This window comes from Streptomyces cellostaticus (genome assembly GCF_001513965.1).
Classification (GTDB): domain Bacteria; phylum Actinomycetota; class Actinomycetes; order Streptomycetales; family Streptomycetaceae; genus Streptomyces; species Streptomyces cellostaticus.
In genome coordinates, this window is sequence record NZ_KQ948033.1 from 110,836 (window position 1) to 134,658 (window position 23,823).

24 protein-coding genes are annotated in these 23,823 nt (G+C 68.6%); 20 read left to right on the top strand and 4 right to left on the bottom strand.

What is annotated here, in order from left to right:
• Together AQI88_RS29540 and AQI88_RS29545 are read left to right on the top strand one after the other, a co-directional pair.
• Positions 1 to 1,388 (top strand): mobilization protein (locus AQI88_RS29540; protein WP_208615934.1); only part of this gene is annotated, 1,388 nt, incomplete at its 5' end.
• Positions 1,389 to 1,450: 62 nt separating this feature from the next.
• Positions 1,451 to 2,527 carry a hypothetical protein gene (locus AQI88_RS29545; RefSeq protein ID WP_079057868.1) on the top strand — a complete coding sequence of 359 codons (1,077 nt, stop codon included), beginning with the start codon at positions 1,451 to 1,453 and terminating at the stop codon, positions 2,525 to 2,527.
• Positions 2,528 to 2,595: 68 nt separating this feature from the next.
• Here the strand turns inward: AQI88_RS29545 and AQI88_RS29550 are convergent, their stop codons facing one another.
• Complete coding sequence (locus tag AQI88_RS29550) at positions 2,596 to 3,648, bottom strand: C40 family peptidase (protein ID WP_067004949.1); 1,053 nt, start codon at positions 3,646 to 3,648, stop codon at positions 2,596 to 2,598.
• Positions 3,645 to 4,109: a helix-turn-helix transcriptional regulator gene (locus tag AQI88_RS49125; protein WP_079057869.1), complete on the bottom strand. Its 465-nt coding sequence runs from the start codon at positions 4,107 to 4,109 to the stop codon at positions 3,645 to 3,647. The genes AQI88_RS29550 and AQI88_RS49125 overlap by 4 nt, the downstream gene beginning before the upstream one ends.
• A gap of 146 nt (positions 4,110 to 4,255) precedes the next feature.
• On the opposite strand from AQI88_RS49125, the gene AQI88_RS29555 reads away from it, so the two are divergent.
• From AQI88_RS29555 to AQI88_RS29600, 10 genes are all read left to right on the top strand, one after another.
• Positions 4,256 to 4,729 (top strand): hypothetical protein, encoded by a 474-nt coding sequence (locus AQI88_RS29555; RefSeq protein ID WP_159050419.1) that lies wholly within the window; start codon positions 4,256 to 4,258, stop codon positions 4,727 to 4,729.
• Positions 4,726 to 5,010 (top strand): hypothetical protein, encoded by a 285-nt coding sequence (locus AQI88_RS29560; RefSeq protein WP_244184378.1) that lies wholly within the window; start codon positions 4,726 to 4,728, stop codon positions 5,008 to 5,010. The genes AQI88_RS29555 and AQI88_RS29560 overlap by 4 nt, the downstream gene beginning before the upstream one ends.
• 4 nt (positions 5,011 to 5,014) lie before the next feature.
• Positions 5,015 to 5,806 carry a DUF8175 domain-containg protein gene (locus AQI88_RS29565; RefSeq protein WP_067004955.1) on the top strand — a complete coding sequence of 264 codons (792 nt, stop codon included), beginning with the start codon at positions 5,015 to 5,017 and terminating at the stop codon, positions 5,804 to 5,806.
• Positions 5,803 to 7,293, top strand: a complete 1,491-nt coding sequence (locus tag AQI88_RS29570; protein WP_159050420.1) for a hypothetical protein — start codon at positions 5,803 to 5,805, stop codon at positions 7,291 to 7,293. The genes AQI88_RS29565 and AQI88_RS29570 overlap by 4 nt, the downstream gene beginning before the upstream one ends.
• Positions 7,290 to 8,735 (top strand): SCO6880 family protein, encoded by a 1,446-nt coding sequence (locus AQI88_RS29575; RefSeq protein WP_244184380.1) that lies wholly within the window; start codon positions 7,290 to 7,292, stop codon positions 8,733 to 8,735. The genes AQI88_RS29570 and AQI88_RS29575 overlap by 4 nt, the downstream gene beginning before the upstream one ends.
• A gap of 11 nt (positions 8,736 to 8,746) precedes the next feature.
• The gene (locus AQI88_RS29580) at positions 8,747 to 10,330 is read left to right on the top strand and encodes an ATP-binding protein (protein ID WP_079057870.1); all 1,584 of its coding nucleotides are present in this window, start codon (positions 8,747 to 8,749) and stop codon (positions 10,328 to 10,330) included.
• Complete coding sequence (locus tag AQI88_RS29585) at positions 10,330 to 12,069, top strand: type IV secretory system conjugative DNA transfer family protein (RefSeq protein ID WP_067004959.1); 1,740 nt, start codon at positions 10,330 to 10,332, stop codon at positions 12,067 to 12,069. Before AQI88_RS29580 ends, AQI88_RS29585 begins: the two co-directional genes overlap by 1 nt.
• Complete coding sequence (locus tag AQI88_RS43700) at positions 12,059 to 12,649, top strand: DUF4913 domain-containing protein (protein ID WP_079057871.1); 591 nt, start codon at positions 12,059 to 12,061, stop codon at positions 12,647 to 12,649. The genes AQI88_RS29585 and AQI88_RS43700 overlap by 11 nt, the downstream gene beginning before the upstream one ends.
• Positions 12,650 to 13,284: 635 nt before the next feature.
• On the top strand, positions 13,285 to 13,701 hold the full coding sequence (locus AQI88_RS29595) for a hypothetical protein (protein ID WP_159050421.1): 417 nt from the start codon (positions 13,285 to 13,287) through the stop codon (positions 13,699 to 13,701).
• The gene (locus AQI88_RS29600) at positions 13,694 to 14,362 is read left to right on the top strand and encodes an RNA polymerase sigma factor (RefSeq protein ID WP_067004963.1); all 669 of its coding nucleotides are present in this window, start codon (positions 13,694 to 13,696) and stop codon (positions 14,360 to 14,362) included. Before AQI88_RS29595 ends, AQI88_RS29600 begins: the two co-directional genes overlap by 8 nt.
• 102 nt (positions 14,363 to 14,464) lie before the next feature.
• On the opposite strand, the gene AQI88_RS47125 is transcribed toward AQI88_RS29600, so the two are convergent.
• Positions 14,465 to 14,587 (bottom strand): PmrA, encoded by a 123-nt coding sequence (locus AQI88_RS47125; RefSeq protein ID WP_079057872.1) that lies wholly within the window; start codon positions 14,585 to 14,587, stop codon positions 14,465 to 14,467.
• A gap of 117 nt (positions 14,588 to 14,704) precedes the next feature.
• On the opposite strand from AQI88_RS47125, the gene AQI88_RS29605 reads away from it, so the two are divergent.
• Positions 14,705 to 15,439, top strand: a complete 735-nt coding sequence (locus AQI88_RS29605) for a DUF4145 domain-containing protein (RefSeq protein WP_067004965.1) — start codon at positions 14,705 to 14,707, stop codon at positions 15,437 to 15,439.
• A 597-nt stretch (positions 15,440 to 16,036) separates the two neighbouring features.
• Positions 16,037 to 16,537: a hypothetical protein gene (locus tag AQI88_RS29610; RefSeq protein WP_159050422.1), complete on the top strand. Its 501-nt coding sequence runs from the start codon at positions 16,037 to 16,039 to the stop codon at positions 16,535 to 16,537.
• 827 nt (positions 16,538 to 17,364) lie between these two features.
• Here the strand turns inward: AQI88_RS29610 and AQI88_RS29615 are convergent.
• Complete coding sequence (locus tag AQI88_RS29615; protein WP_244184381.1) at positions 17,365 to 17,778, bottom strand: HIT domain-containing protein; 414 nt, start codon at positions 17,776 to 17,778, stop codon at positions 17,365 to 17,367.
• A gap of 143 nt (positions 17,779 to 17,921) precedes the next feature.
• Here AQI88_RS29615 and AQI88_RS46135 point away from each other — a divergent pair, with 143 nt between their 5' ends.
• The 6 genes from AQI88_RS46135 to AQI88_RS29645 form a co-directional block, all read left to right on the top strand.
• The gene (locus AQI88_RS46135) at positions 17,922 to 18,590 is read left to right on the top strand and encodes a hypothetical protein (RefSeq protein ID WP_159050423.1); all 669 of its coding nucleotides are present in this window, start codon (positions 17,922 to 17,924) and stop codon (positions 18,588 to 18,590) included.
• A complete protein-coding gene (locus AQI88_RS45270) occupies positions 18,591 to 19,904 on the top strand; it encodes a hypothetical protein (RefSeq protein ID WP_067004973.1) in 1,314 nt (437 codons plus the stop codon).
• 483 nt (positions 19,905 to 20,387) lie between these two features.
• Positions 20,388 to 21,500: an NAD-dependent epimerase/dehydratase family protein gene (locus tag AQI88_RS43715; protein ID WP_079057874.1), complete on the top strand. Its 1,113-nt coding sequence runs from the start codon at positions 20,388 to 20,390 to the stop codon at positions 21,498 to 21,500.
• 268 nt (positions 21,501 to 21,768) lie between these two features.
• Positions 21,769 to 22,026 (top strand): DUF6225 family protein, encoded by a 258-nt coding sequence (locus AQI88_RS49130; protein ID WP_398698699.1) that lies wholly within the window; start codon positions 21,769 to 21,771, stop codon positions 22,024 to 22,026.
• A gap of 362 nt (positions 22,027 to 22,388) precedes the next feature.
• Positions 22,389 to 23,444: a tyrosine-type recombinase/integrase gene (locus tag AQI88_RS47955; protein ID WP_244184383.1), complete on the top strand. Its 1,056-nt coding sequence runs from the start codon at positions 22,389 to 22,391 to the stop codon at positions 23,442 to 23,444.
• 93 nt (positions 23,445 to 23,537) lie between these two features.
• A partial coding sequence (locus AQI88_RS29645; RefSeq protein WP_159050424.1) for a hypothetical protein occupies positions 23,538 to 23,823 on the top strand: 286 nt, incomplete at its 3' end.

Sequence of the window (23,823 nt, forward strand, 5' to 3'; positions counted from 1 at the left end):
ACATTCACATCGTGGCGACGCAGGCGCGGCAGGACGGCCGGCAGCCGAGACTGCGGCAGGACATCGTGAAGATGCACGCGGCCGCACGGAAGTTCGAGGTCGAGTTCGGGCTGCGTCGCCTGACGCACGGAGACAAGACCGCGAGGAAGTGGCCGAAGACGGGGGAGAAGGAGAAGGCGGAGCGGCGCGGACTGGTGGAGCCGGTGCGCGAGACGCTCCAGCGGACGGTGCGCGAGGCGGCGGCCGCCGCCGTGAGCGACGCTGATTTCTTCGCCCGGCTGACCGCCTCCGGCGTGCGTGTGAAGCAGCGGATCGCGCCGGACGGGAACGTCACCGGGTACTCGGTTGCGATGCCAGGTGACCGTGACGGCGGGCAGCAGCCGGTGTGGTTTCCCGGTGCTCGTCTCGCCCCGGACCTGTCACTGCCGCGTGTCCGTGAACGCTGGCAGAGCCCGATGCCCGTTTCGGCGGTCGCGACGGCCGAGATGTGGAAGGAGGCAGAGCGTCGCGTGCGCGCGGCCGCCGAGCAGCTCGGCGCCGGCGGACTGCACGAAGGCGCCGGAGATGTCGCCGCGCTCGGCGACCTCATCGTCATCGCCGCTGTCATCTCGCCGCGCCTGGTGCGCGACCAGATGAAGGAGGCAGCCTTCGAGTTCGAACGCGCCTCGCGTGTGCCGGGCGACCGGGCGCTGGAGGGCCAGGCGCGCGGGCTCTACAGGGAGTCGGCGCACCTGCTGTCACAGTCGGCGGCCGCGGCGGGCCGTAATGACGCGGCCGCCGCGCTGGGCTTTCTGCTGGCCCTGGTGACGGCGATCGAGGCGGCCCGCCGGTGGCACGAGGCGCAGGAGCACCGAGCCCAGGCAGTGGCCTCCGGACGGGCCGGTCGACTGCTGCGCGAGGCGGTCGAGGTCACCACTGGCGCAGGCGCGGCACGGGACTACCGGCCACGCCCCAAACGGGGGCCCGCTCGATCGGGCGCCACCCGGCGGACGGCAGCCGCGGCGGGCGAGCGACCGATGACCGGTGTGGTCCAGCAGGCTCTTCCCCAGCACGCGCGCAGCATCCTTGCGGATCCGGCCTGGCCCGTCCTGAGTAAGCGGCTGGCGGACGTCGAGCGGGCGGGTGAGGACCCGGTGGACGTGCTGGCTGCCGTGGCGGCCCGACGGGAGCTGGCATCAGCGGACTCGGTCGCCGAGGTGCTTTCATGGCGACTGGACGGATGGCGGCGGCACCGAAGTTCAACGCCTGCCAGCTCCGGCACGGGCCCGTCACCGACGTCCGCGGGCGGCGCTGGACGGTCAGGCCCGGCCCGTAAGACGGGGGCACCCTCGCCGACACGGCGAATGCCCGGCGACGAGCAGAACCGGAGCCCGAAGCGGGCCCGCTAACGAGGGGAGCGACGACGATGGCGGCACCTGGGGAGCCGTTCGCAGACGCAGCAGGCGAGGCCGTGCAGACGGCCGTCACGGCGGTACGCCTGGTGATGGCCATTGCGGACGCCGTACGGCGGCAGCAGGAGCGCCAGCAACGCCGGGAGAGGGCGCTGCCACCCGCCGATCAGGCCATGCGCGAGACAGCCCAGAGCCTCAACGATCTGTTCCCTGCGGACATTTCCGCGGCCCTGTTGCAGAGCGCGGACTGGCCGCAGATGGCTCAGCAGCTGCTCGCGCTGCGGCAGGCCGGAGTGAACCTGGAGGAGTTCCTGCCGCGCGTCGGCGAGATCGCGGGGAACGTGCGGGACCAGGTCGCGGCGAACGCCGAGCGAGTGGCCCGTGAAGGCACTGAGGAGTGGGAGAGGGCGCTGCGCGAGACGCTGCCGGCCGGACCGGTACGCGAGGCGATCCTGTCCTCCCCGACGTGGCCGGACATCGCAGCGACGATGGCGCGCCTAGACGAGCGCGGCGTTGATGTACGTCAGCTTCTGGCGTCCGCGCACGACGAAGGACTCGGCGTCGACCAGGCGATTGCGAAGGTTGTCGCCGCAGCAGCGCCGACAACGAGCCGGGATGCGCTGGTGTCGTACGGGCCGCTGACGACTGGGCTCGATCTCCCAGTCAACCTCGATCTCGACAACCGAGTGCGGGCATTGCAGCAGCTGGCCATCACGGAGGACAACCCGCGCTATGTGCGGTGGGTGATGGAAGCCATGCCCGGGCACGAGCGGGAGGCGAACCTGTTGGTTTCGGCCAAGCAGTGGCCACTGATCGCGGCGCAGATGGCCAAGATGGAGAGCGAGGGCAAGCCGGCGCGGCAGCACCTGGCGCGTCTGGCGACGGACCGGTCGTGGGAGAACAAGAAGGGCCCGCTCGGTCAGCGAATGGTGGAGGCTGCGAACGACGCGCTGCGGCGGCCGTTGGGCGATGCGCCGGCGGAGTCGAGGGTGAGGGTCAACACGGCGGCGGCCCGGTCGCAGTCGACAACCGTGGGCCCTACTAGCGGGCAGGCGAAGACGGCGGCGCCTGCCGGGCCTGCGGTGGCGCCGCACCGGCAGGCCGGACCCGCACCGTCGCGAGGCAAGGCCAAGTAGTCCGAGGGCGGAACGCGCGCGTGCCGTAGACCCGGTGTGGGTCTGCGGCACGCGGCATTTTCGGCGGGTCAGGGGCGGGTGGCGCCCACGTAGTCGGACTCGGGCATGGCACTGGTCAGGGGAGCGGTAGAGACGGTGCGTCCGGTGCGGGGGGCTTGCAGGACGTTGCCGTCGCCCGCGTACATGGCCACGTGGTAGATGGCGGCGCCGTGGGCCCAGAACAGCAGGTCGCCCGGCTTGAGGTTGCTGCGGGAGACCGGGTGGTCGGCGGTTGCCCGGTACTGGTCGGCGGCGGTGCGCGGCAGTTTGATGTTGGGCCAGTAGGCGTACTGGGTGAGGCTGCTGCAATCGAAGCCGATCGTTGAGGATGCGACGCACGAGCCGTTCTGGTAGCCGTTGGTGCCGTCGCAGAAGCCCTTGCTCGGGCCCTGGGGGCTTCCGCCGCCCCACGAGTAGGGGGTGCCGATGCGGGCGGCGGCCTTGCGTAGGGCGTCGGGTCCGTCGCCGTGTCCGTGGACGTCGAGCTGGCCGGGTCCTTGGAATTTCGGCATGGTGGACAGGATGAGCTGCACGTAGTCGTAGGTCTGGCCGTTCGCGAACGACTTCGGCGGTACACCGTGGTACTGCTCGACGCGTGCCCATCCTGCGTTGTAGCCGGCGAGTGCGAGGGCGCGGACGTCGCCGGTGATTCCTGAGTGCTTGGCCTGTCCGATCAGTGAGCACATCATGCGGCCCTGGGCCATGACGGCGTCGCCTATGTCGAAGGGGGAGGCGTCGCCGTTGTGGTCGTCGTCCCTGCCCCATGTGCTCCAGGTGCCGGGCATGAACTGTGCGGGGCCCTGGGCGCCGACGTCGGAGACGACGTGATCGGTGCGGAAGCCGGACTCCTGGTTGAGCTGGGCGGCGAGCAGGGCGGGGACGAGTTCGGGGTACTTGCAGGCGTTGGCGGCCTTGAGGATCCAGGGCTGGAACTCGGCGGGTACGCCTTGCAGTCCGCCGCCGCCCCCGGGTATCTCGGTGGCCTGGGCGTCGTCATCGGTGACGACGATGGCCAGAAGGCCTATGGCTGTCACCAGGAGCACAGTGATGGCCGTGACGGCAGCCGTGATGAGCTTCTTCATGCGGTGTCCCCCCGTTTGGTGCGCCGCTGACGGATCTGCGTGCGTACCGTCCGCCGCACTAGATCACGTGCCTGTTCGAGGGCGCGCGTCCATTGATCGGGCGTCAGGCCGTAGGCGGTGGCCCATGCGTGGGGCGAGCGGACTGTGGCGGCACCGCGCTCGACCTGCGAAACCCTCTGGCGGGAGGCCCCGACGCGGGCGGCCATCTCGGCCTGGGTGAGACCTAAGAGCCCGCGGACCTCATGGAGCGAAAGGTTTCGGCCATTTCTGGCGAGTTCTCGTAAAGGGACGCCGAGTGCCCGGGCGAGGGCTTGGGCGACCCGTGGCTGCGGCTGGTGCCTGCCTTTTTCTACGGACCGGACGGTATTTGCGCTGATCCCTGCGGCTGCTGCGAGGTCATCGATACGCAGGCCTGCTTTCAGCCGAAGATCCCGGACGCGGGAACCGTCGTACGCCGACAACAGACCTGACCTCCGACGACGCAGAAAATGCTACTCAGAACTGTCAGTTGGTCACGCTAGCCTCTGTAGTCCCACAGACCCAAGATCCAACGGTCTAAAACAGGCGTAGCGGTCTGAAAACAGGCATCCAAGGGGGGAGTTGCGGCATGAGCGCTCAGACAGTGGCGTCAACCCCGGGAGGGGTGGCCGGGGTTCGGCTGCGGTACGCGCTGATTCCCCTGCACGGATACGGCATTGCCGTTGCGACGGTGAACCGGATGCTCGATCCCGAGGCCACCGGCGAGGCCCGCGTACTGGGCGCCGGAGAGAACCTCCCGTACGGGGCTCAGCCCGTGCTGGTCGCGGACACGACCGTGTGGGCCGCCATGCGGGTCGAGGAGATGCTGCGCAGCTGGGGACCGCTGCCCAAGCCGTGGCTCGTGCTGGTGGCGGACGCCCCGGCCACGCCGGCGGCGGCCGCCCGGTACAGGCTGCGCGCCCTGGAGGGGCGGCTGGCCGGCACGGCGAGCGTGCCGTACCTGGCCGTACTGCGCGCGGTGGAGGGGCCGGAGGAAGCCCTGGAGCACAAGGACGTGAGGGTCGCGGCCGATCGGCTGCGGCGCCGGATGGAGAGGAAATGACCATGGAGTGGGTCACGATGGCGGGCATCATCCCGGGCGCCAAGCCGACCCCGATACCCGGGCTCAACGGGACCGTCTCCCAGCTGTTCGGCTACGGCCTGTATCTGCTGGCGCTGGCCGGGGCGGGCGGCGTCGGCTACGGGATTTTCAAGCTCGCCGTGTCGGACAAGTCCCGGAACGCGGGCGGGAGCGAGCCGTTCAAGTGGATGGGTGGCGGCGCAGTCGCTTTGATTTTGTCCAGCTCGCTGATCGCCATCCTCAACGGCATCGCGGGGGGCTGACGACATGGCGCGCAGGGGAACGAACACCAAGGCGGTCTGGGCGGCCGGCGCGCTCGCCGTGACCGTGCTGGCCCTCACCGGATACGCCATGCTCAACGGGGGTGACGACAACTCCCAGGCCGGTAAGGGTGATGAAGAGAGCCCCTCCGCGGGTGGTTCCACGGGGCCGAAGCCGAGCTACACGGTGCCGGGCGACTGGACGGAGCCGGAGCGGTGGGCGGCGCTGCCGAAGGGGGCGCGCACCGACCGCTACGGCAGCGAGGTGGGCTTCCCGCACACCGAGCAGGGCGCCGAGGCCATGCTCGCGGCCGCCAACAACACGGCCGCGGAGGACTCGACGTCCCTGGTGGACGAGCAGCTGCGCATCTTCCACTCGTACATCACCAAGGATGCGCGAACCGAGCAGAACGCGGAGAAGGTCGAGCTGGCGGCCGGGCAGACTGACAAGGAGCTGCACCGGAAGTTCAGTCTGAAGCCTGGCAGCGATCTGCCGTCCGGCGCCTACGTCCGCAATACCGTGATCGGCTTCAAGGTCATCGCGAAGGCTGACGACGAGGTCAGCGCGTGGCTGCTGGCTCGGGTGACCGAGAAGGCCGGTGAGACGGCCAAGGAGTCGGTCACCTATACGCGGACCGTGGTTGGGATCGACTGGGAGAACGGCGACTGGAAGCTGTCGGGGACTGTGACCTCCCGTGCCATGCAAGAGATTCAGGGACAGGCGAAGCCGCAGATGGTGGCCCCCGGCGATGCCGCGTTCAACCAGGCCGGGTGGACCGCCATACGGGAGGCGTCGTGAGGCGTTGGGCGGCGCTGTTGCTCGCCCTGGTCGCCGTCCTGGGTATCGGTGTCTCGGCGCCGCAGCCTGCCGTTGCTGACAACGGGCCGATCGGCGGCGGCGTCAGCATCGCCTGCGACGTTGCTGGCGGGCCGGTCCTCGGGACCATCTTCGACCAGACCGGTATGTGCGATGCCATCGGTGGTGCTGTCGAGAAGCACCTCAAAAAGGCCTGGGATGCGGTGTGGGACTCCACTATCGGTGACGTCATCAACACCTGTGCCGACGTGGCGAAGTGGGTGATCAAGAAGACGCTGACGGTAGCGCTCGCTGGGCCCTCGATGGACCTGGCAGGCACCGGTCTGTGGAGCGGGAAGGCGACCCTGGCGGGGATGCTGACCTGGCTCGGGTTGGTCATCGCCGCCATAGGAATGATGTGGCAGCTCGGCAAGATGGCCGTGACCGGGCAGATGAAGTACGCCGGACAGGCCATGGCGGGCTGGGTCCAGAACACGATCATCTCCGCCGTCGGCGTCGGACTGATCGCCCTGATGCTCACGGCCGGTGACGCCATCAGTGACGGCCTGGTCAACGCGACCTTCGGCAACGACGCAGGGGCCTACGACCGGATCATCGCGGTCATGGTGCCGAATGGGGTCAGCAACCCGGTCATGTTCGGCGGCATCGTCAGCCTGCTCACGGTCGTCGGCTTCATCCAGATGGTCATGATCTTCTTGCGGCAGTCGGCCATCCCTATCCAGTGCTTGCTGCTCCCGATCGCGGGAGCGGGCCGGGTCGGCGGAGAGACCACCCGTAAATGGGCGCCGCGGCTGATCACCACCATCTGTGTCGCCGGTGTCTACAAGCCGATGGTCGCCGTGATCATCTGCACCGGGTTTTCCGAGTTCGGAGAGTCCCAGACTCTCGCGAGTTGGTTCCGAGGCCTGGCCACACTGATGCTCGGCGTGCTGGCTCCGGCCCCGCTGACGAAGGTCTTCGCACCGTTCGGCGAGGAGGTCGGCGCGGCCATGTCCAGCGGTGGCTCGTCGGCCGCCGCCGCGTCCGTGGCGGGCTTCTTCGCCGGTCGCCAGGGCGGCAAGGGCGGGGACGACGGCGGCGCCGGCGTGCAGCCCGCCTCCCCGGTGCAGCACGCGCAGCACGTCCAGGTGTCCATGGGTCCGCAGGGCGGCGGGAAGGGCGGGATGGGCGGCGCGTCCGACGCTCAGGCTCAGGCCTCGCGCAACGCCTCGGACGGCCCCGGACGGGGAGGGCCCGGACAGGGAGGGCCCGGCTTCGGGGGCGGCGGCACTGGCGGTACTCCCGGAGGAAACGGTTCGCCTGGCTCGCCTGGTCCGAAGGGCCCTCCTGGCGCTGGCGGCAGTGGCGGAGCAGCGGGGGGCGGTGCGGCCGGCGGCGGTGTCGGGTTGGGCATCCAGGTCCTGGACGGCGTCAACAGCGGCATTCAGGGCGCCAGCGGGCAGATCGGGGACGGGGGTAACCAGCGATGAGCCATGAGGTGCCGAAGGCGCTGGTTGCCGACGGATTCCGTACCCGCAAGAGCTACGGGTTCGGCAACCTGTCCCGGACGGCGACGATTGCCGCCGCGGTCGCGGTGATCTTCGATGGTGTGCTGGCGACCTCGCTGCCAGCCACCTTGCTGGTGACTCTGCCGCTCACCTTGATCGGGGTCGGGCTGGCCGCCGCCCGTCGGCACGGGATGTCGGCGGCGGCCTACTACTGGGCGAAGTTCGCCTGGAGACGGGCCAGCAGGGCGGAGGCGACCAGCTTCCGCCGGGTGCTGCTGCCGCACCCGTACGCACTCGACCTGCCCGGGGTGGGGGCCTCCTCCACCCTGATCAAGGCGCACGACCCCACCACTGGGCGGGCGGTCGGCGTCGTCCATGACCGGACGACCGGCTACATGACCGTCACCACGCTGCTCGCCCCCGGCGGCAGCCTGATGGCGCCCACCGGCACCGTCCAGAGCAGCCTGCGCACGTGGTCGTCCGTGCTCGACATGATGAGCACGGACGAGCAGATCCAGGGCGCCAGCGTGACCATCCAGATCACCCCCGGCGCCGGCGAAGCCCTCGGCGACGACGTGAGGGCCCGTCAGGACCCGGGCGCCCCCCGGCTTGCCAAGCAGATCATTGACGAGCTGGTGCGCACGACGCCGCATGCCACAGCCAGCGTGGCCCCGTGGATGAGCGTCACGGTCGACCCGCAGGCGGCCGCCAACGCGCCGGTCGACCTGGCCGACCAGGTCGCGGAAGCTCTGCGGGTGGTGGACAGTCTCGACCTGTCCGGCACGGGAACGGACATCGAGCGCCGCGCCACCGACATCGACCTGCGCCGCATCGTGAGATCCGCCTACGACCCGGACGTGTTCAACGCTCGCGACGCGGAGTTCGCCGACCTGCAGTGGAGCGAGTGCGGCCCGCAGGCCGCCGACGATTCCTGGGAGGAATACGCCCATGATGGAGGCGTCTCCGTCAGCTGGGTGCTGCGGGAGATGCCGCGCCGCCCGATCGCCTACAGCGTGCTGCTGCCGCTGCTGGCCCCGGGCCGGTTCCAGCGGCGCGTGACGATCTCCTACCGGGTCCTGGACCCGTACGAGGGCGAGGCGGTACTGGAGCGGGAGATCAGCCACGCCCACCACCGCGCCCAGGCCACCGCGGAGTTCAAGGGCCGCGCCAAGTGGAGCCAGAAAGCCGACTACCAGCGGGCGGAGACGGCGGCCGCTCAGGTCGCCAGCGGCGCCCAGGTCGTCGACTGGACGCTCATGGTCACCGCCACCACCCGGTCGGCGGCCGACCTGCCCGCGATGCGGCAGGAGCTGGAGCGAGCCGTCAAGGCCACGAGGGGGATCCGGATGCGCCCGGCCTATGGCGCGCAGGCCTCCGTGTTCGCCGCGGGCCTCCCGCTCGGCTACAACCCGCTGGTCAAGTGAGGTAAGGGGAGATGGCACGCAAGGGCAAAGCCCCGGAGGTGACCAGCCCCCGGCGGGTCACCCGGGCCACCGAACAGGCGCCGAGCCGTGAGGAGAAGAAGGCCGAGCGGCGGCTGCGCAAGCGGTACGCGGGACGGCTCGGCTGGGGCGGCCGGTTCAGCGGCCGCGCCCCGGTGGAGGACCCGGGCACCGTCTACACCGGCCCCTCCACCCAGGCCGGGGCGATCTATCCGTTCCTGCTCGGCTCCGGCCTGCCGCCACGTGGAGTGCCGGTCGGGCGGGACGTGCTCACCGGCGAGCTGGTGTGCGTTGATCCCAGCGGGTGGACGGGCCGACTGACGACCAACCCGGGCGTGTGGGTCATGTCCCAGCCCGGCGCGGGCAAGTCCGCCCTGGTCAAGCGGATCTGCCTGGTCTACGCGGCGTATGGGCACATGCCGGTGGTCCCCGGAGACGTCAAGGGCGAGTACACCCAGATCATTTCGGAGCTGGGTGGCTCCGTGGTGCGGATCGGTGACGGCTCCGGACGTATCAACCCGCTCGACTCCGGCCCCCTCAAGGACCGGGTACAGGGCCTGAGCACCGAGAAGCGGCAGGCCCTGCTCGACGTCCTCAACGGCCGGCGGCTGGAGACCCTGGTGGCCTTGCTGTCCACCAAGCACGGTCTGGGACGACCTGCGAACGAGATCGAACGCTCGGCGTTGGACACGGCCGTCCAGGTGGCCTCCGCCGCCCAGGACTCGGGCCACGATCCCGTGGTGAAGGACGTGATCGACGTCCTGCGGGCCGCGCCCGAGGAACTGCGTACCAAGCTCGCCGCCGACGGCTCGGTCTACCAGGACCTGACCCGCTCCGTCGTGGCCGGACTCGACAACCTGATCGGCGGCCCGCTGAAGGGCCTGTTCGACGGGCCCACCACGACACCCCTGGACATCTCGGCCCCGGCCGTCAGTGTCGACATCTCCCCCCTGCGCGCCCGCGGAAACGATGTGGTGTCCGCGGGCATGATCGCGACCTGGGCGTACACCTACAGCAGCATCGACTCCGCCCGCAGCATCGGCCTGATGGACCGCAAACTGGTGCTGCCCATGGACGAGATGTGGCGCGCCCTCAGGAGTGGCCCCGGCCTGGTGGACGCCATGGACGCGATCTCCCGGCTCAACCGGACGACGGACGACGTCACCATCTACGTGACGCACTCCCTGCTGGACGTCGAGGCCCTGCCGACGGAGATGGACCGCGCCAAGGCGCGCGGCCTGATGGACCGGTGCGACACCTGGGTGCTCGGCGCCTCCACCGAGGAGGAGCTGCGGCGGGTCACCGGCAAGCGGCAGCTCACCGAGCAGGAACGCATGATGATCGCCTCGTGGGCGTCCGCGACCAGCACGGGCCTGGACATCGACGCCACCTACGGCGACGACGGCGAGCAGCGGCCGGAGGAGGAGAGCGTCCGTCACCCGGGCCGCGGAAAATACCTGATCAAGATCGGCACGCGGCCGGGCATCGCGGCCGCGCTGGAGCTGACCGGCACCGAGCAGCGGCTGTACAAGACGGACAACAACCGGCGCAGGGTCACCACGGGGGGTGCACGCTGATGATGACGGAGAACGACCGCATGTGGGCGTTCGGCGGAACGCTCTTCGGCAGCGCGGTCGCGCTGTCGGCCTCCAGCTGGGCAGGAGCCGCCGCTGGCGCCGCCCTGACCGGCGAGGAGAGCGCCCCGGCCTCCCCGGTCACGGTCTACCGCATGGCCGCCGACTGGTCGGCGGTGTGGCCGCACTCCCAGACCGCCTCCGCCGTCGGCGCCGTCCTGCTGGACGCGGTCGTCATCGGGTTCGTGGTGTGGGGCCTGCGTGTCCTGATGCGCTGGTTCCGCAATCCCAGCGATCTCGCCACCCTGTACCAGCTGCGCGAGCTGACGCCCCGGCAGGCGGCCCGGACCGCGTCCCGACTGCGGGTCTCCCTGCGGGGCGTCAAGTCGAAGAAGATCAAGCCTGCCGACCGCGGCGTGCTCCTCGGCGACCACCTGCCCAGCGGGGTCGAGCTGCGCGGAAGCGACGAGGACACCTACCTCGCTATCATGGCGCCCCGCGCGGGCAAGTCGACCTCGCTGTCGATCCCGATCGCGGATGAGGCGCCGGGAGCCCTGCTGATGACGTCCAACAAGGCGGACGTGTACGCCGCCACGATGTCCTCCCGCTCCCAGGTCGGGCACGTGTGGGCCCTGGACACCCAGGGCGTGGCCCAGATCGAGCGGACCATGTGGTGGGACATGATCGCCCAGGCCGAGACCCTCGAGGGCGCCGAACGGCTCTCCAGCCACTTCGTCAACCAGATCACCAGTGAACAAGGCGACCCGTTCTGGTCCCAGGCCGCCCAGGACCTGCTGGTCGGGCTGTTCCGCGCCGCGTATCTCGACGGCGGCACCGTCCGGGACGTCATGAAGTGGCTGTCCGACCCGGCGGAGAAGGCGCCCATGCGCATCCTCTACCAGCACGAGCCGGTCCTGGCCGAGCAGGTCGACTCCTCGATCAACATCGCGGAAGAGACCCAAAGCGGAATCTTCCAAAACGCGCGGACCGCCATGTCCGCACTGCGCGACGAGACCGTCCTCGCATGGGTCACACCGGACAAGCGGTTCCCGAAGTTCGACCCCGAACACTTCGCCACCAGCCACGACACCCTCTACCTGCTGAGCAAGAAGGGCGGCCCGGCCAGCGCGGTCGTCGCTGCACTCGCGGACGCCGTCTTCACCGCCGGAGCCGAGGCGGGCGAACGCCACGGCGGCCGCCTGCCCGAGCCCATGCGAGCCGTGCTGGACGAGGCCGCGAACATCTGCAACATCAAGGATCTTCCCGACCTGTTCAGCCACCTCGGCTCCCGAGGCATCAACCCCGTCGTGATCCTGCAGTCCTACCGGCAGGGCGTGAAGTCCTGGGGCGAGGTCGGCATGGACGCCATGTGGGGCGCCGCCACAAAGAAGATCATCGGCGTAGGGCTGGACGACGCCAAGTTCGCCCAGGACGTGGCCGCACTGGTGGGCATGCACTCGGTGAGCCGCGACTCCTACTCCAAGTCCAAGGAGGGCTACAGCTACTCGGTCAGCGAGCAGCGCGAGCAGGTCATGGACGCCGCCGAGATCCGGGCCATGAAGAAGGGAACGGCGCTGCTGCTGTCCACCGGCATGCCCATCGCCCAGATCGCCCTCCGGCCCTGGTACGCCGAGAAGCGCCTGGCTCACATCGGCCGGCAGATGAAGGCCGAGGAGGCTGCCATCACCAAGCGCGCCGTGGTCGCGTACGAGGAGAGGAAGGCAGCCCGCCGTGGCCGATGACGCTCCCGACTTCGACGTTCCGGTGTCTCTGTTCCAGGACGTGGAAGATCTCAAAGCCGCGTATGCCCGACTTGCCGCCCAGGTGGAGACCCTCACCGATGCCCCCGCGTACGAAGTCGGCGGCACCGACAAGGAGCCGGATCCCGAGGCAGAGGCCTCCGGGGACGGCGACGGGGCAGCGGAGGGGGAGTGGCAGTTCCCGCCGTTCATCCTGCTGCTGGACTCCCCGGAGTACGACGAGGAGCTGCGGGCGCTGATCGAGTGGGTCGAGGGCGTCCTGGTACCCGGGTATCTCGCCGAACCGAGCGCGGACGCTCGCTGGTGCCACTTGTGGTTCGAGCACCCGGTTGCCGTGGCCCGCCTGCACGCGTGCTGGCTGGCCTGGCAGGAGCTGACGGACCCCGCCACCTGCGGCTACACCGGCCCCAGCGTGTGGCACCGCGACCATCTCGACCCGTGCCTACGGGAACTGCGCGGGTCGTCTGGGCCCTTCGAGGGCTGTACCAAGGGCAACCACCAGGTTCAGCACCGCATGCCTGACCCGGTGCCTAGCGCCTGGCGCCAGGCCGACGCCGGATGAGAGGGACACACCATGCTCTGCGGGTACGAGCCGCGGGCGGTGTGGGCAGACTGCCTTCGCCTGGCGCGGCGGATCACACAACGCCGTCGTGACTAGGCCACCTCTCATCGCTGGCGATGCCTTGTTGAGTAGGCCGGGTGCCGACCGAACGCAACGGGCCCCGGCAGCATCCAGATGCTGCCGGGGTCCGTCGGTTTTCGCAGAGGCCTGGGGATCCCGAGATCTTTGGCGAGAGCAAGGACTCCCAGACCCTCCATCACCCTTCTTGGATCGCTCCTCAGGTGAGGTGGGCACGCACGGCTTGATGCCGTTTGCATGCGACGGTGCCGCTTCCAGCGGGGCGCCGTCACCCATAACTAGACAGCGAGAAGCGCGAAACGTGCAGCCCGTCACCGAATCAGTGTTGGTGAACCATGTCACACCCTTCTGCTCTCGTTGAGGCGGGTTCTGGGTGATCTGTGTCTGCCAAGATGTCGCGCAAAACTACACAAGGGCCATGCAGGGTCCGCGACTTCACGAGGTCTTTGGCGAGAGCAGAGGAGTCCGGGCTTCCGTCACCCCGGGGGCGCCGGGCCGCGAAAGCGGACCCGGGGCCCCCCGGGCATCGGCTGGCCTCCGAGCCAAGGGGGACTCCCATGGGTCGTTCCTTAATGCGCGCACGCATCCGCACGATGCGGCAGCGCGTGGTCAGCGGCGTGCAGAGCGTGCCGTCCCGCCTCCGGCGCTGGGCTTCGGCCGTCGACGTATGGATCCAGGACCACCACATCCCGGTGGTCATCGTCCTGTTCGCTCTGCTGGGTGCCGCCGCCGGCCTGTTGCTGTGGACCAGCTGGGACCTGGTGGTCCTGGCGAGGCAGGTCGCACCGATCCTGACGATTGTGTCGATCGTCGTCTCCGCTTTCCTAGGCGCCACCGGGTGGTTTCGCAAGCGCCGAGCCGCCCGGCTGGCCCGCCAGGGCATGGAGACCGCGGGCGTACCGCAGCCGCGTACCGGAGAAACGGACGCGCCGACGGGCAGCACGATGTCGGGGGAGGTCAGCGGCGATGTCTAAGATCCGCGATCTGGGCCGCTTCGTCGAACTCCTTGAAGACGACGACTGGTCCGAGGAGATCTCCGACTGGGACTACGACGCGTTGTTCACGCTCCGGGACTTCGAGGAGTTCCACAAGGAGCACCGCAAGTGGCTGATCACCTTCGTTCGTCGGCTGGTGACGGCACGGGGCGCCAGCGTCGATCCGGAGGACGTTGTCCAGGATGCCCTTGAGGTGGTCTTCCGCAAGTGGGACAAGGTCGGCCGCATGGCGAACCCGCGTGGGTACCTGTGGAAGGTCACGTACAACCGGGCGCACCGGCTCATGTACAAGGCCTCGCGCGAGGTCGCGAATCCCATGAAGGCAGGGTTCCTGGAACTCACAGGATGGGCGCTTGGGTGGGAACGGTCTCCTCAGGAGGTGATCATGGCAGATGCCCTGCGCCTGCTGCTCCAGAGCTTGCCGCAGCGGCAGGTCCAGGTGCTGCTCCTGACGGCTGACGGATGGACGGACTCGCAGATCGGCAAGGTGCTCGATCTGTCCCCGGCGACCGTCCGCTCGCACCGTCGGCACCTGCAGAGGAACTGCCGGCGGAAGGTGGAGAAGGATCTCAGCGCCTGGTCTGAGCTGCTCGGGGCCGTGCCGATGTATCCAACGGAGGCCCCGGGTCTGTTTTCCTGACTCGCCAGCGCACCTGAGGGGGTCGCCGTATCAACGGCCGCAAAAACAACGGATATCGCTGACCTGGGACGATGCCGCTCGCAGTGCGGCAAGTGTTTCGGCTCAGCCTCGTCGGCGGGCTGCCGGGTCGCGTGAGGCGACATGCCGGGCGACCGCGTCGACGCCAGGGCGGGCGTAGCGCTCCAGGGAGCGGACGGATGCGTGGCGGGAGAGGGCCAGCAGCATCGGGGTGGAGGTGCCGCCCTCGGCATCGTGTGTCAGGCACTGTGGCGTAGCCGGTGGAGACCCAGGGGCTGGCCAAATGATTTGGCGATTAGGGGATCTTGTGGCTACCTGATCGCTATGCCGGATCAGGACACCTTCATCCCCAAGCAAGACCGCAGGCGTCAGGCTGAGTGCCCGCACTGCTCGAATCGGGTCGCGATGTCCCTGCGTAACCTTCGCTGGATCCATCCCGAGCTCAAAAATCCGGGCCCGATCCAAATGCCAGGCCAGCACGTGGAGGAGCAGGTCTGGTCGTGCGACTTCTGCGACATGGCAGTGGTCGAGCTGTACTCAGTCGACCGCCTCCCCAGCAAGCCCAAGAACGTCCGCGTGGCCGGTGAGCACAAGTGGACGCTCATCTCCCGGGTATGGCCGGCACAGGAGCCGCGTCCACTGTCGCCGGACGCTCCGGATAAGGTCCGCGACCTCTTCCTGGAAGCTGGGCGAGCCGAGGCGGTAGGCGCCTTCCGGCTCGCCGGGGTCGGCTACCGGTCTGTGGTGGAAGAGATCTGCAAGGAGCGCGGAGCCGCAGGGAGGAACCTGCACGCGATGATCAGTGACCTGGCCCGGCTCAATGTGTCTCAGTCGGTGATCGACGGATTCCACGAGGCTCGTCTTCTTGGCAACGACTCCGTCCACAACGGCCTGGAGTACGCGCCCGACGAGGTCGCCGACGTCGCTGGCCTGATCGAGGAGGCGGTGCTGATCTTGTACGTCCAGCCCGCTGAACGACAGCGGATGGCGGCGGCCCGGCTGGCGCGACGTACAGCGCACGGGGCGGGGGCGGGGAGTCCGCAGCCTTCCGCACCCTGACCGAGGGTTGACAGTCGGAGGCGGTGAGGGTGTAGGTGACCGTTTCCGCCCCCGCCCGGAGGCTCGATCCGCTCGACAGGGAGAAGCCGCGGCGCGGTGTCCGTCGTCGGCGTGCTCCTGGTGGTGCTCGGACCGGTGCCGAGTTGGCGTCGCATGGTGCTCACCGGGGGAGCTTCCCACGCGCGCGTGAGGGGTGCCGCGACCGGTCGCGCAGCATTCGCACGGACCCCGGCCACGGTCACGGAAGGGCGGTGCCCCGCGGCGCGAACGGTCCTCGCCGTGACGATGCCGGACGCGCCGGGGGATGCCGACCGCAGCGGGGGTCTGGGGGCCGGCCGGCAAGTGTGGGCGGCGAGGTCGAGAAGCTGAGGTTCCTGCGGGGGCTCGGCGCGGACACACCATCTACGCACTGGTCGACCCCGGCACTCCTCAACAGTTGAAGCGGCACCCTTCCAGCCAGCAGGACTAGTTGGCGAAGAGACGCTTTACTGGAGATGGAACTGGTCGGCAGAACAAATCCCAAGGAGGCCAGCAGATATGAGCCGCTCATCTCACAGGCGCGGGCGTGCCCGTGCGGTCATACCTGCCGTATTGGCCATGGCGGCCACCACCGTGTTGGGGACAACCGCTCACTCGGCCCCTCAAAAGGCACCAAGTGCGACGCTAGTCAGCGACATCACCTATCAAATACTGGATCACGAAGACTTCGGCCCAAACGAATCCTGCCCCCGCACCGATTATTCCCGCGAGACGGTCAGATCCCTCCCCCGAGACTTCTTCTTCTCCCGAACCTGCGGCGGGGAGATCAGGGTAGAAATTGACTACCGAGCCAGCCTCAACAGCGATCGTTCCATCACCATAATCGGGGGTCACGTAAAGTTCTTCGAGGGTTCGAGCGTGTTCACGAACGACCAGGATGGCGGCCTCGACTTCGGTTTCACCGGCGAACCTCAGACCATCATTCCGATGGGACAAGCGCAAACTAGGTCCTTCTACGTCGAAAACGACGCCGAGGGCGAACCTGACGATCACGCCACAGTAACGGTCACCTGGACGAACATCAGGAACTATCAGCTAAGCAGAGTTCGACTTCCGTGAATCAGAACCACTCCCGTACGGGCGAGGTCTTCGCTACGCCAACTCGCAGGCTCCAGCATTCGCCACAGGCGCGAGGGAGCTGAATCAGTCGGTGTGGGCATGCAGGGAGTTTCTCGGAGATTGTGAGGACATTCCCGGGCAAATCCCGTACGAAAACGTGAAGCTGGTGAGGATAGTCAGTACGAGGTGTGCGGGTTGGAGCGCAGCTCAAACCATGATCGATCTCACCGATGGCTGCGGTTCCATTGATCCCCGACGCCGGGGAAGGTCAAGCAGCGCAGCAACAGCTACATCACGCTGATCGACCCCCCGGACAAACGGGTGTTCGTGCAGACCAACGCCCGGTACAAGGAGACCGACCCCACCAAGTACAACCCCGGCCCGGGCGGCGTCAACTGCATGGACCAGATCCAGTGGCGCGACGCCCGCACTGGCAAACTCCTCGCCGCCTTAGCGTTGTTTTTCGGCGAGAACTACCGGGACCCTCTGAGGGGCTGCCGGACAGATCCGGTGGCGCCAGATGATGGGCGTCTTCGCCCAGCTGGACCGAGGCATGACCGTCGCCAAGCTCCGCCGCGGCCGCCGCATCAAGGGAGAGAAGGGGCAGTACGCCTACGGTGCCCCGCCGTACCGCTGGCCGCACGAACGACCGAGGCGATCGGCGGACGGCCGCGACCGTACAGCGTCGCGTGACGCCGTCCGCGATTCCCGGCCTTCAAGAAACGTTCGTCTTCGGCCCGCGGTCAGGTGGTCGGTGCGTACGTCCACTCCTGCACGGCCCGGTTCCGGGTCGGTCGCACTGCACCTTCCCGCCAGCGCGACGAGCGTCAGTCGTGGTCGTACGCATCGGCGAGCACGCCCGTCAGCGCCTGGGTGATGTCCTCCCGCAGGCCGTCGTGCCGGGGCCCGAGGGCGTACTCCGGGGCGGTGCGCTCCTCCCCGTAGCGCCATACGGGACCCTGCAGCAGCCGCGGAGGCTCCCAGCTGTAGCGCGGATGGACGTGGCCGTGCAGGTGCTCCCAGGAGTTCCCCAGTACCTCGTAGTTCAGCCGGCGGAATTCCTCGTCGCGTTTGCCGCACGCCATCTGCACGGCTTCGCCGAGCAGAGAGAGGTCGAGGAGGAAGAGGGCCCGTTCGGCGCGCGGCAGGTCGGTCAGATGATTCGCGTGGCCGGCATACAGCAGCAGGCAGTAGCCGGGGAGGTGCTGGGTGTCACCGATGACGGCCCATCCGGTTCTCATCCGTGCCAGAACAGTGGGATTCTCGCCCCGCTCGGCGGCTGCCACACGATCACTCTTCCAGTGCTCCATACCCCCATAGATATCAGCCAGTTGACCCGGAAAGCCCCGCGAGCGATGTCGGAGGGCGCCGATAGGCTTCCGGCATGTTGAAGATCGTCGGAAGTATCGCCGATGTGGCCGAAGGACAGGCGGGCCTGGTGACTGAACGGCAGGCGGCCGCATGTGGAGCCAGCCCCGCCGTCCTCCACGAGCTCCTTGAAGGCCGTGTCATCGAGACCGTTATACCCGGGGTCGTGCGGCTGCGCGGCGGGACGCGGCCCCCATTCCCACAGTTGTACGCACACTGGCTGTTGCTAGCCCCGGACGAGCCCGCCTGGGAGCGGCCGCTGCCCGCTGCCGGTGTCGTATCGCACGGGGCCGCCGTGCGCGTCTACGCCGTGGGCAACCTGCCCGGCCCGGCAGCAGAGTTCACCGTCCCGCCCAACCACACCGCCACCTCCTCCCAGGACGTCCTCATCCACCGCGCCGTACTGGGGCCGCAGGACTACCGCGAGGTAGCAGGCCTGCCGGTGACCTCGCCGGGCCGCACCCTCGCGGACATCGCGGCCGTTGGCAGCACCGATCTGGAAGGACTGGGGCGTATCGCCACGAACCTTCTGCAGCGGCGGCTGGCCACCCAGACCGAACTCGCGCAGGCCCTGGAGGCTCTGGAACTGCCCGGCACCACCGGTACTGGCGCCGACCGGCTGTCCTACCTGCTGGCCAGCGTGGACGGTGCCGAGACGGCCGCGAACTCCGGGGAGGACGCGTAGATGTCCGACTTCGGGGGGCTGGACACTGCAGAGCATCTTGGGGGCGCCTTCCGGGAGGCGTTCCCTCAGTGGCAGGAATTCCGCCAGGCTGTGGCCGCGCGAGCGCGCTATCCGGAGTTCAACGAACGGCGCGCTCTGCAGCAGGTGCTGATGTCGGACCTGGCACACCGCATCATCGCAGACCAAGGCCTCGGCTGGCTGCTGATCGGCTCGCTGGCCCTGCCCGCCCGTCCCGCGGAGGGCGACTGGCCGGCCGACTTCGGTGTCCCGGGCATCACAGACATCCCCCAGCAGTACGTGATGCCGCGCAGCGCCTTTGACCTCGACCTGTGCGCCAGCGCCGTCACGGATCCTGACCCCGGCCGGGCCGCCGACCTGTATCGGGATGCGGTGGAAGGAGCAGTCCGCCGCGTCGCCGCACTGCCCGGCCACACCGGTAGCGCACACGGCATCGGGCTGGGCGGCCTCGTGCGCTCCACGGCCGGCGAACTCAACATCTTCCCCAACGGCCAGGTCATGGGCATCGTGACCGCCACGCCCGTCGACCCGCGCTTCGGACCGCGCCACACACCGACCGTCGATGACCCGATCCCGATCGAGATCGACATCAAGCCGCCCGCCAAGGTGGCGGTCACCGGCGGACCTGACACAGCGCACCGCCCGGTAGCCCCCATTGACCTGCCGGGATTCACCCCGTTCCAGCCTCCGCTGAACCCTGCGGTCAACCAGCTGGCCGACAAGCTCACGCTGCTGACCGGCAAGCCCCGGGGCCTGCGGGGCGAGGGAGACCGGCCGTGGCACCGCTACAAGGACGTCTACGACGCGTACTTCATGCTGCGCACCTGCCGGATCGACGCTGACCATATGCGTGAGGCGGTGAAGAACAACTGGAACCTGGGACCGATGGGCATGGACCGCGTGCCCGTGCCTTACCGCTTCTACGGGCAGGACAGCAACGGCCCGGAACCGGTCGTGCCCTGGAAGGAGGGGCTGGACGCGCTGCGCGCAGGCTCGCCGCAGCTGCATCAGTACCCCGGCTGGGACGGGATGCGCGAAGCGCTGGGTGCCTTCATGGACAGCCTGCCTGCGGCGCCGGCTGGCAGCACCTGGGTACCGGGCCAGGGCTGGAGGCTCCAGCATGCGCAGACCACCTCCGAAACCACCCGAGCGCCCGGCGTATCCGCAAAGGCCGCTCGCTCCCGCTCCACCACCCCCGACGGCCCGCGGCGCAGGCCCTCCGGTGGTCCCGCCACACCTCCACCCGCGCCGGGTGCGGCGCCCCAGCAGGAACGCGGCCGCGGCCACGGACGGTGAAGCGCCCAGCGGGCAGGGGCATCGAGGACGCCCCCGAGCGCCCGTGACCGGGGGCGCCCCCGGTCACGGGCCGGGGATCACGCGTTCGGCGCGAGATTTCCGAGCACCAGGTAGGGGGCAGGAGTGACGGTGCGTTACTCCGCAAGGGTCTGTTCACCCGAATTCCCATGGGCTCGGCGTCGTGCAGTCCACTGCGGGAATCGACCCCAGCGTTGCCTCCGCTGTCCGACTTGCCGCCATGGGCTTTCAACAGGGGCCCGAGAGGCCACCCGCCATGCACCTGGCACAGAGGGCGTCGCGCGTGCACCCCAGCAACAGCGGCCCCAGCAGCAACGCGGGCCGGAACGCTGACCGCTGAGTGGCCCGCTCACGGCACGGGTGGGCCACTCGTTCTAGCGCGCCGCCCAATCAGGGCGGTGGCCGTTGACGCCAGCGCGAAGCGACCCAGTTGTCCGTCTTCGGCCCAGATTTGAAGGAACCTACATGCGTGTACTCCTGACAGGAGCGACCGGTTACACCGGTTTGATCGTTGCCTCCAGGCTCATGGATGCCGGGGCCCACGTTCGGGGCCTGGCAAGCCGTCCCAGTGAACTAACCCAGAGGCTGGAAAGCACGGGTGATTTCACCTTCCATCAGGGAGACCTCCGTGATGCGCAGACGCTCGCTGAGGCAGTCAAAGGCGTCGACGCGATCGTCCACTTCGCCGCCATCGTCGGCGACCCCGCCAGCGCACGTGAGCCGGACCTCGCCCGCCAAGTGAATGTCGAGGCGACCAAGGTGCTCTTCGACGTTGCTGACCGATCGGGCGTCAACCACCTCGTCTTCGGCTCAACCTGCAGCGTGTACGGCCGTCACACCGGGGGCGTCGCCACCGAAACCACGCCCGTAAACCCAGTCTCCCTTTATGGCGAAACCAAGGTTGAGGCGGAAGACTATCTCCTTAATCAGGGCGGCGACGTCAACGTCACCGTCCTGCGGCTAGCCACCGCCTACGGTGTATCCCCAAAAATGCGACTTGATCTCATCGTCAACCAATACGTTCACGAGGCCACCGCTCGCGGTGAGGTTACCGTCATGGGCCCAGAAGCATGGCGCCCTCATGTCCATGTGCAGGACCTCGCACAAGCAGTGGACAGCGTTCTTGCCGATGTTGGCAGAGCACGCCAGCAGATCTTCAACGTCGTCACCGAAAACATGCAACTTAAGCAGGTGGCGGCTCTGGCCTCGGCGGCCCATACCGGTTCTGTCCGCATCAACTATCGAGCGACGGTGGACGATCGACGCGACTATGCCGTCTCAGGTGAGAAATTACTCAATAGCCTCAGTTATAGGCCGGGTTGGACCGTCGCTCAAGGCGTCCATGAAGTCCGCAACCACCTCATCTCCGCCGAGTCCTCCGCCCAGGCTTCAGGCTCGCGGTCAGCTGCCGAAGCGGCTCAGCAGGACCGGACACCCAGAATCTCCGCCAGTGTCGCCCGTTCACGATCCACCACCACACCTGACGGCCCACGACGCAGGCCGCCCACCGACCCTGGAACCGCACCTGGGGTTCCAGGAACGACGCCGCCACGACAGCAGCGCGGCCGCGGCCGGTGATGACGGTGCGGTGGTATCCGTGGTGCTGCTCCGAAACGGGCCGACCGCCGCGGCTACCGCCGCGCGAGCGAGGAGACGGGGGGGCAGGCCGTCCCACGTTCCGTCGGTGTCGAGGTAGGGGGCAGGTGTGACGGTGCGTTAGTCCGCAAGGGTCTGTTCACCGAATTCCCATGGGCTCGGCGTCGCCGTGCATTCCACTGCGGGAATCCCGATCGTTGCCTCGTTCATCTAAACAGCCCAGACAACCTGATTGGAAACCGAATCGACTATGTTTAACAAAGAGACCACCAGTCGAGGTTGGACCGTTGGAGAACTCCGCCAAGCGCTGGAGAACCTCCCCGCTGACACCCCGCTGCTTGCCTACGGGCCAGCAGCGCCGGGTTCCGATGCCGTCCAGGACTACATCATCGTTACGGCAGGATTCGGTTCACGAGACACTGGCGACGGCCGCGGTCCGCAACCCAGTCGCGAATTCCAGATCGGTGTGGCCTATCCCGACAGCGCCTTCTACCACACTGATAGGTAAGCCCATTTCATAGCTCCCCTGCTCCTCATGTTGAAGCAGCGAGATGCTAGTAGGCCTTGTTCTCGTATGGCCACGGCGAACGGACATGTAGCGCTGGGTGACGCTCGGGGCTGGACCGGGCGCGAGGGGCGGTGGTACTGCGATTAGCGGTAGCAGGGACTCCGCTTCGAGGTCGGCCTATCAGCCGTCTGACGCCTGATGGCTCGTCATGGGAGTGCCGCAGTAAATGCCCGGATTTACTGCGGCAGAGCCCCTACCCTGATCATCGCGACCTGCGGCGGACGATTCCGGCCGCCGGGGCGAGGTGTACGCATTTACTGCGGCAGCACGTAGGGGGCGGGGCGGGCGTGACGATCGAACCAGTGACCGAACTCGGGAGCGGGGGCGCGCTCCAGCTGCCGCGCGCCCGGGTGGTGCCCCTGTCCGCCCCGCCCTCGTCGTACACCGCGGCGGTCGAGCGGTACCTCACCGGCGCGGGCATCGCCAAGTCCTCCGCGCGGATCTACCGGATCTCGCTGACGACGTGGGGGTGGATGCTCGCCGGCGAACCGGCGCCCACCGGACCCGCCCGCCGGGGTGCGAAGCCGCCCGTCTTCCCCGTCGCCGCCATCGACGACCCGGCGCTGCCGGAGGTGCTGGCCGAGCTGGCGGCGGCGCGGGCGGACGAGATGGACGCCGACACCGTCAACCGGGAACTGTCCATCGCGCGCAAGGCGATCGGCTGGTGGCAGCGGCAGGGCTGGATCGTCGGCGATCCGACGATCGGCATCGAGCGGCGGCCGGCACCGCCCGACCGCACCAAGGCCCTCGCGGAGAACCAGATCGCCGCCCTGTGGCGCCTGGACGTCGCGCTCCGGGAGAAGACGCAGTGGAAGATGCTCTACGAGTCGGCGGCGCGGGCCGATGAGGTGCTGTGCCTGAATGTGGAAGACCTGTACCCGCAGGACAAACGCGGCAGGATCACCGCCAAGGGCGGCGCGACCGAGTGGATTCACTGGCAGTCCGGCACCGCCCAGCTCCTGCCCCGGCTCATCGCCCGCCGCACCCGCGGCCCGCTGTTCCTCACCGACCGCAAGGCCCCAGCCGGAACGCCGACGCTCGACGTGTGCCCGGAGACCGGCCGTGCCCGACTCTCCTACCGCCGGGCCGAAGAGATCTTCGAGGAGAACACCCGAATCCTGGCCAACCCCCTCGCCTCCCCCGAGGACATCGAGGACCTGGACGGGTGGACACTCCACCGGCTCCGCCACAGCGCCCTCACCCACGACGCCGAGGACGGCACCTCCACCCCGATGCTGCTGGCCCGCTCCCGCCACGCCTCCGTCCGCTCCCTGGAGCGATACGCCCGCCCCGGCGTCGACGCGGTCGCCCGGCACGTCGCGGAACGCGACCCCGCGGCACGTCGCCGGAACCGGTAGTGAACGTGGCTCTACCTTGCACCGTGGGTCAGGGATAGGAGGCCGGGTCCTATCTCCCTCACACCGCTTAAACGACCGCCGCGATACTGGGGCATGGACTTCGAACCAGCTCAGATAGACCTGATCAACCAGGCGTACCACCAGTACGGGAAGACCATGTTCGCGGCGGCGACGATGGAACGCTCCCTGGTGAATGCCGTCGTCCAGCACCGCCACGCGGCGGCCCAGGAGAACGGCCAGCAGTTGGCCGGTGACCTGTGGGAGAAGGCGGCGGACGAGACCATGAAGAAGATGATCGAGAGGCTCGCGCCGCACCTTGACAAGGTCCCCGGACTCACCGACCGGCTCAACGCCGCACGGGATCGGCGCAACGACCTCG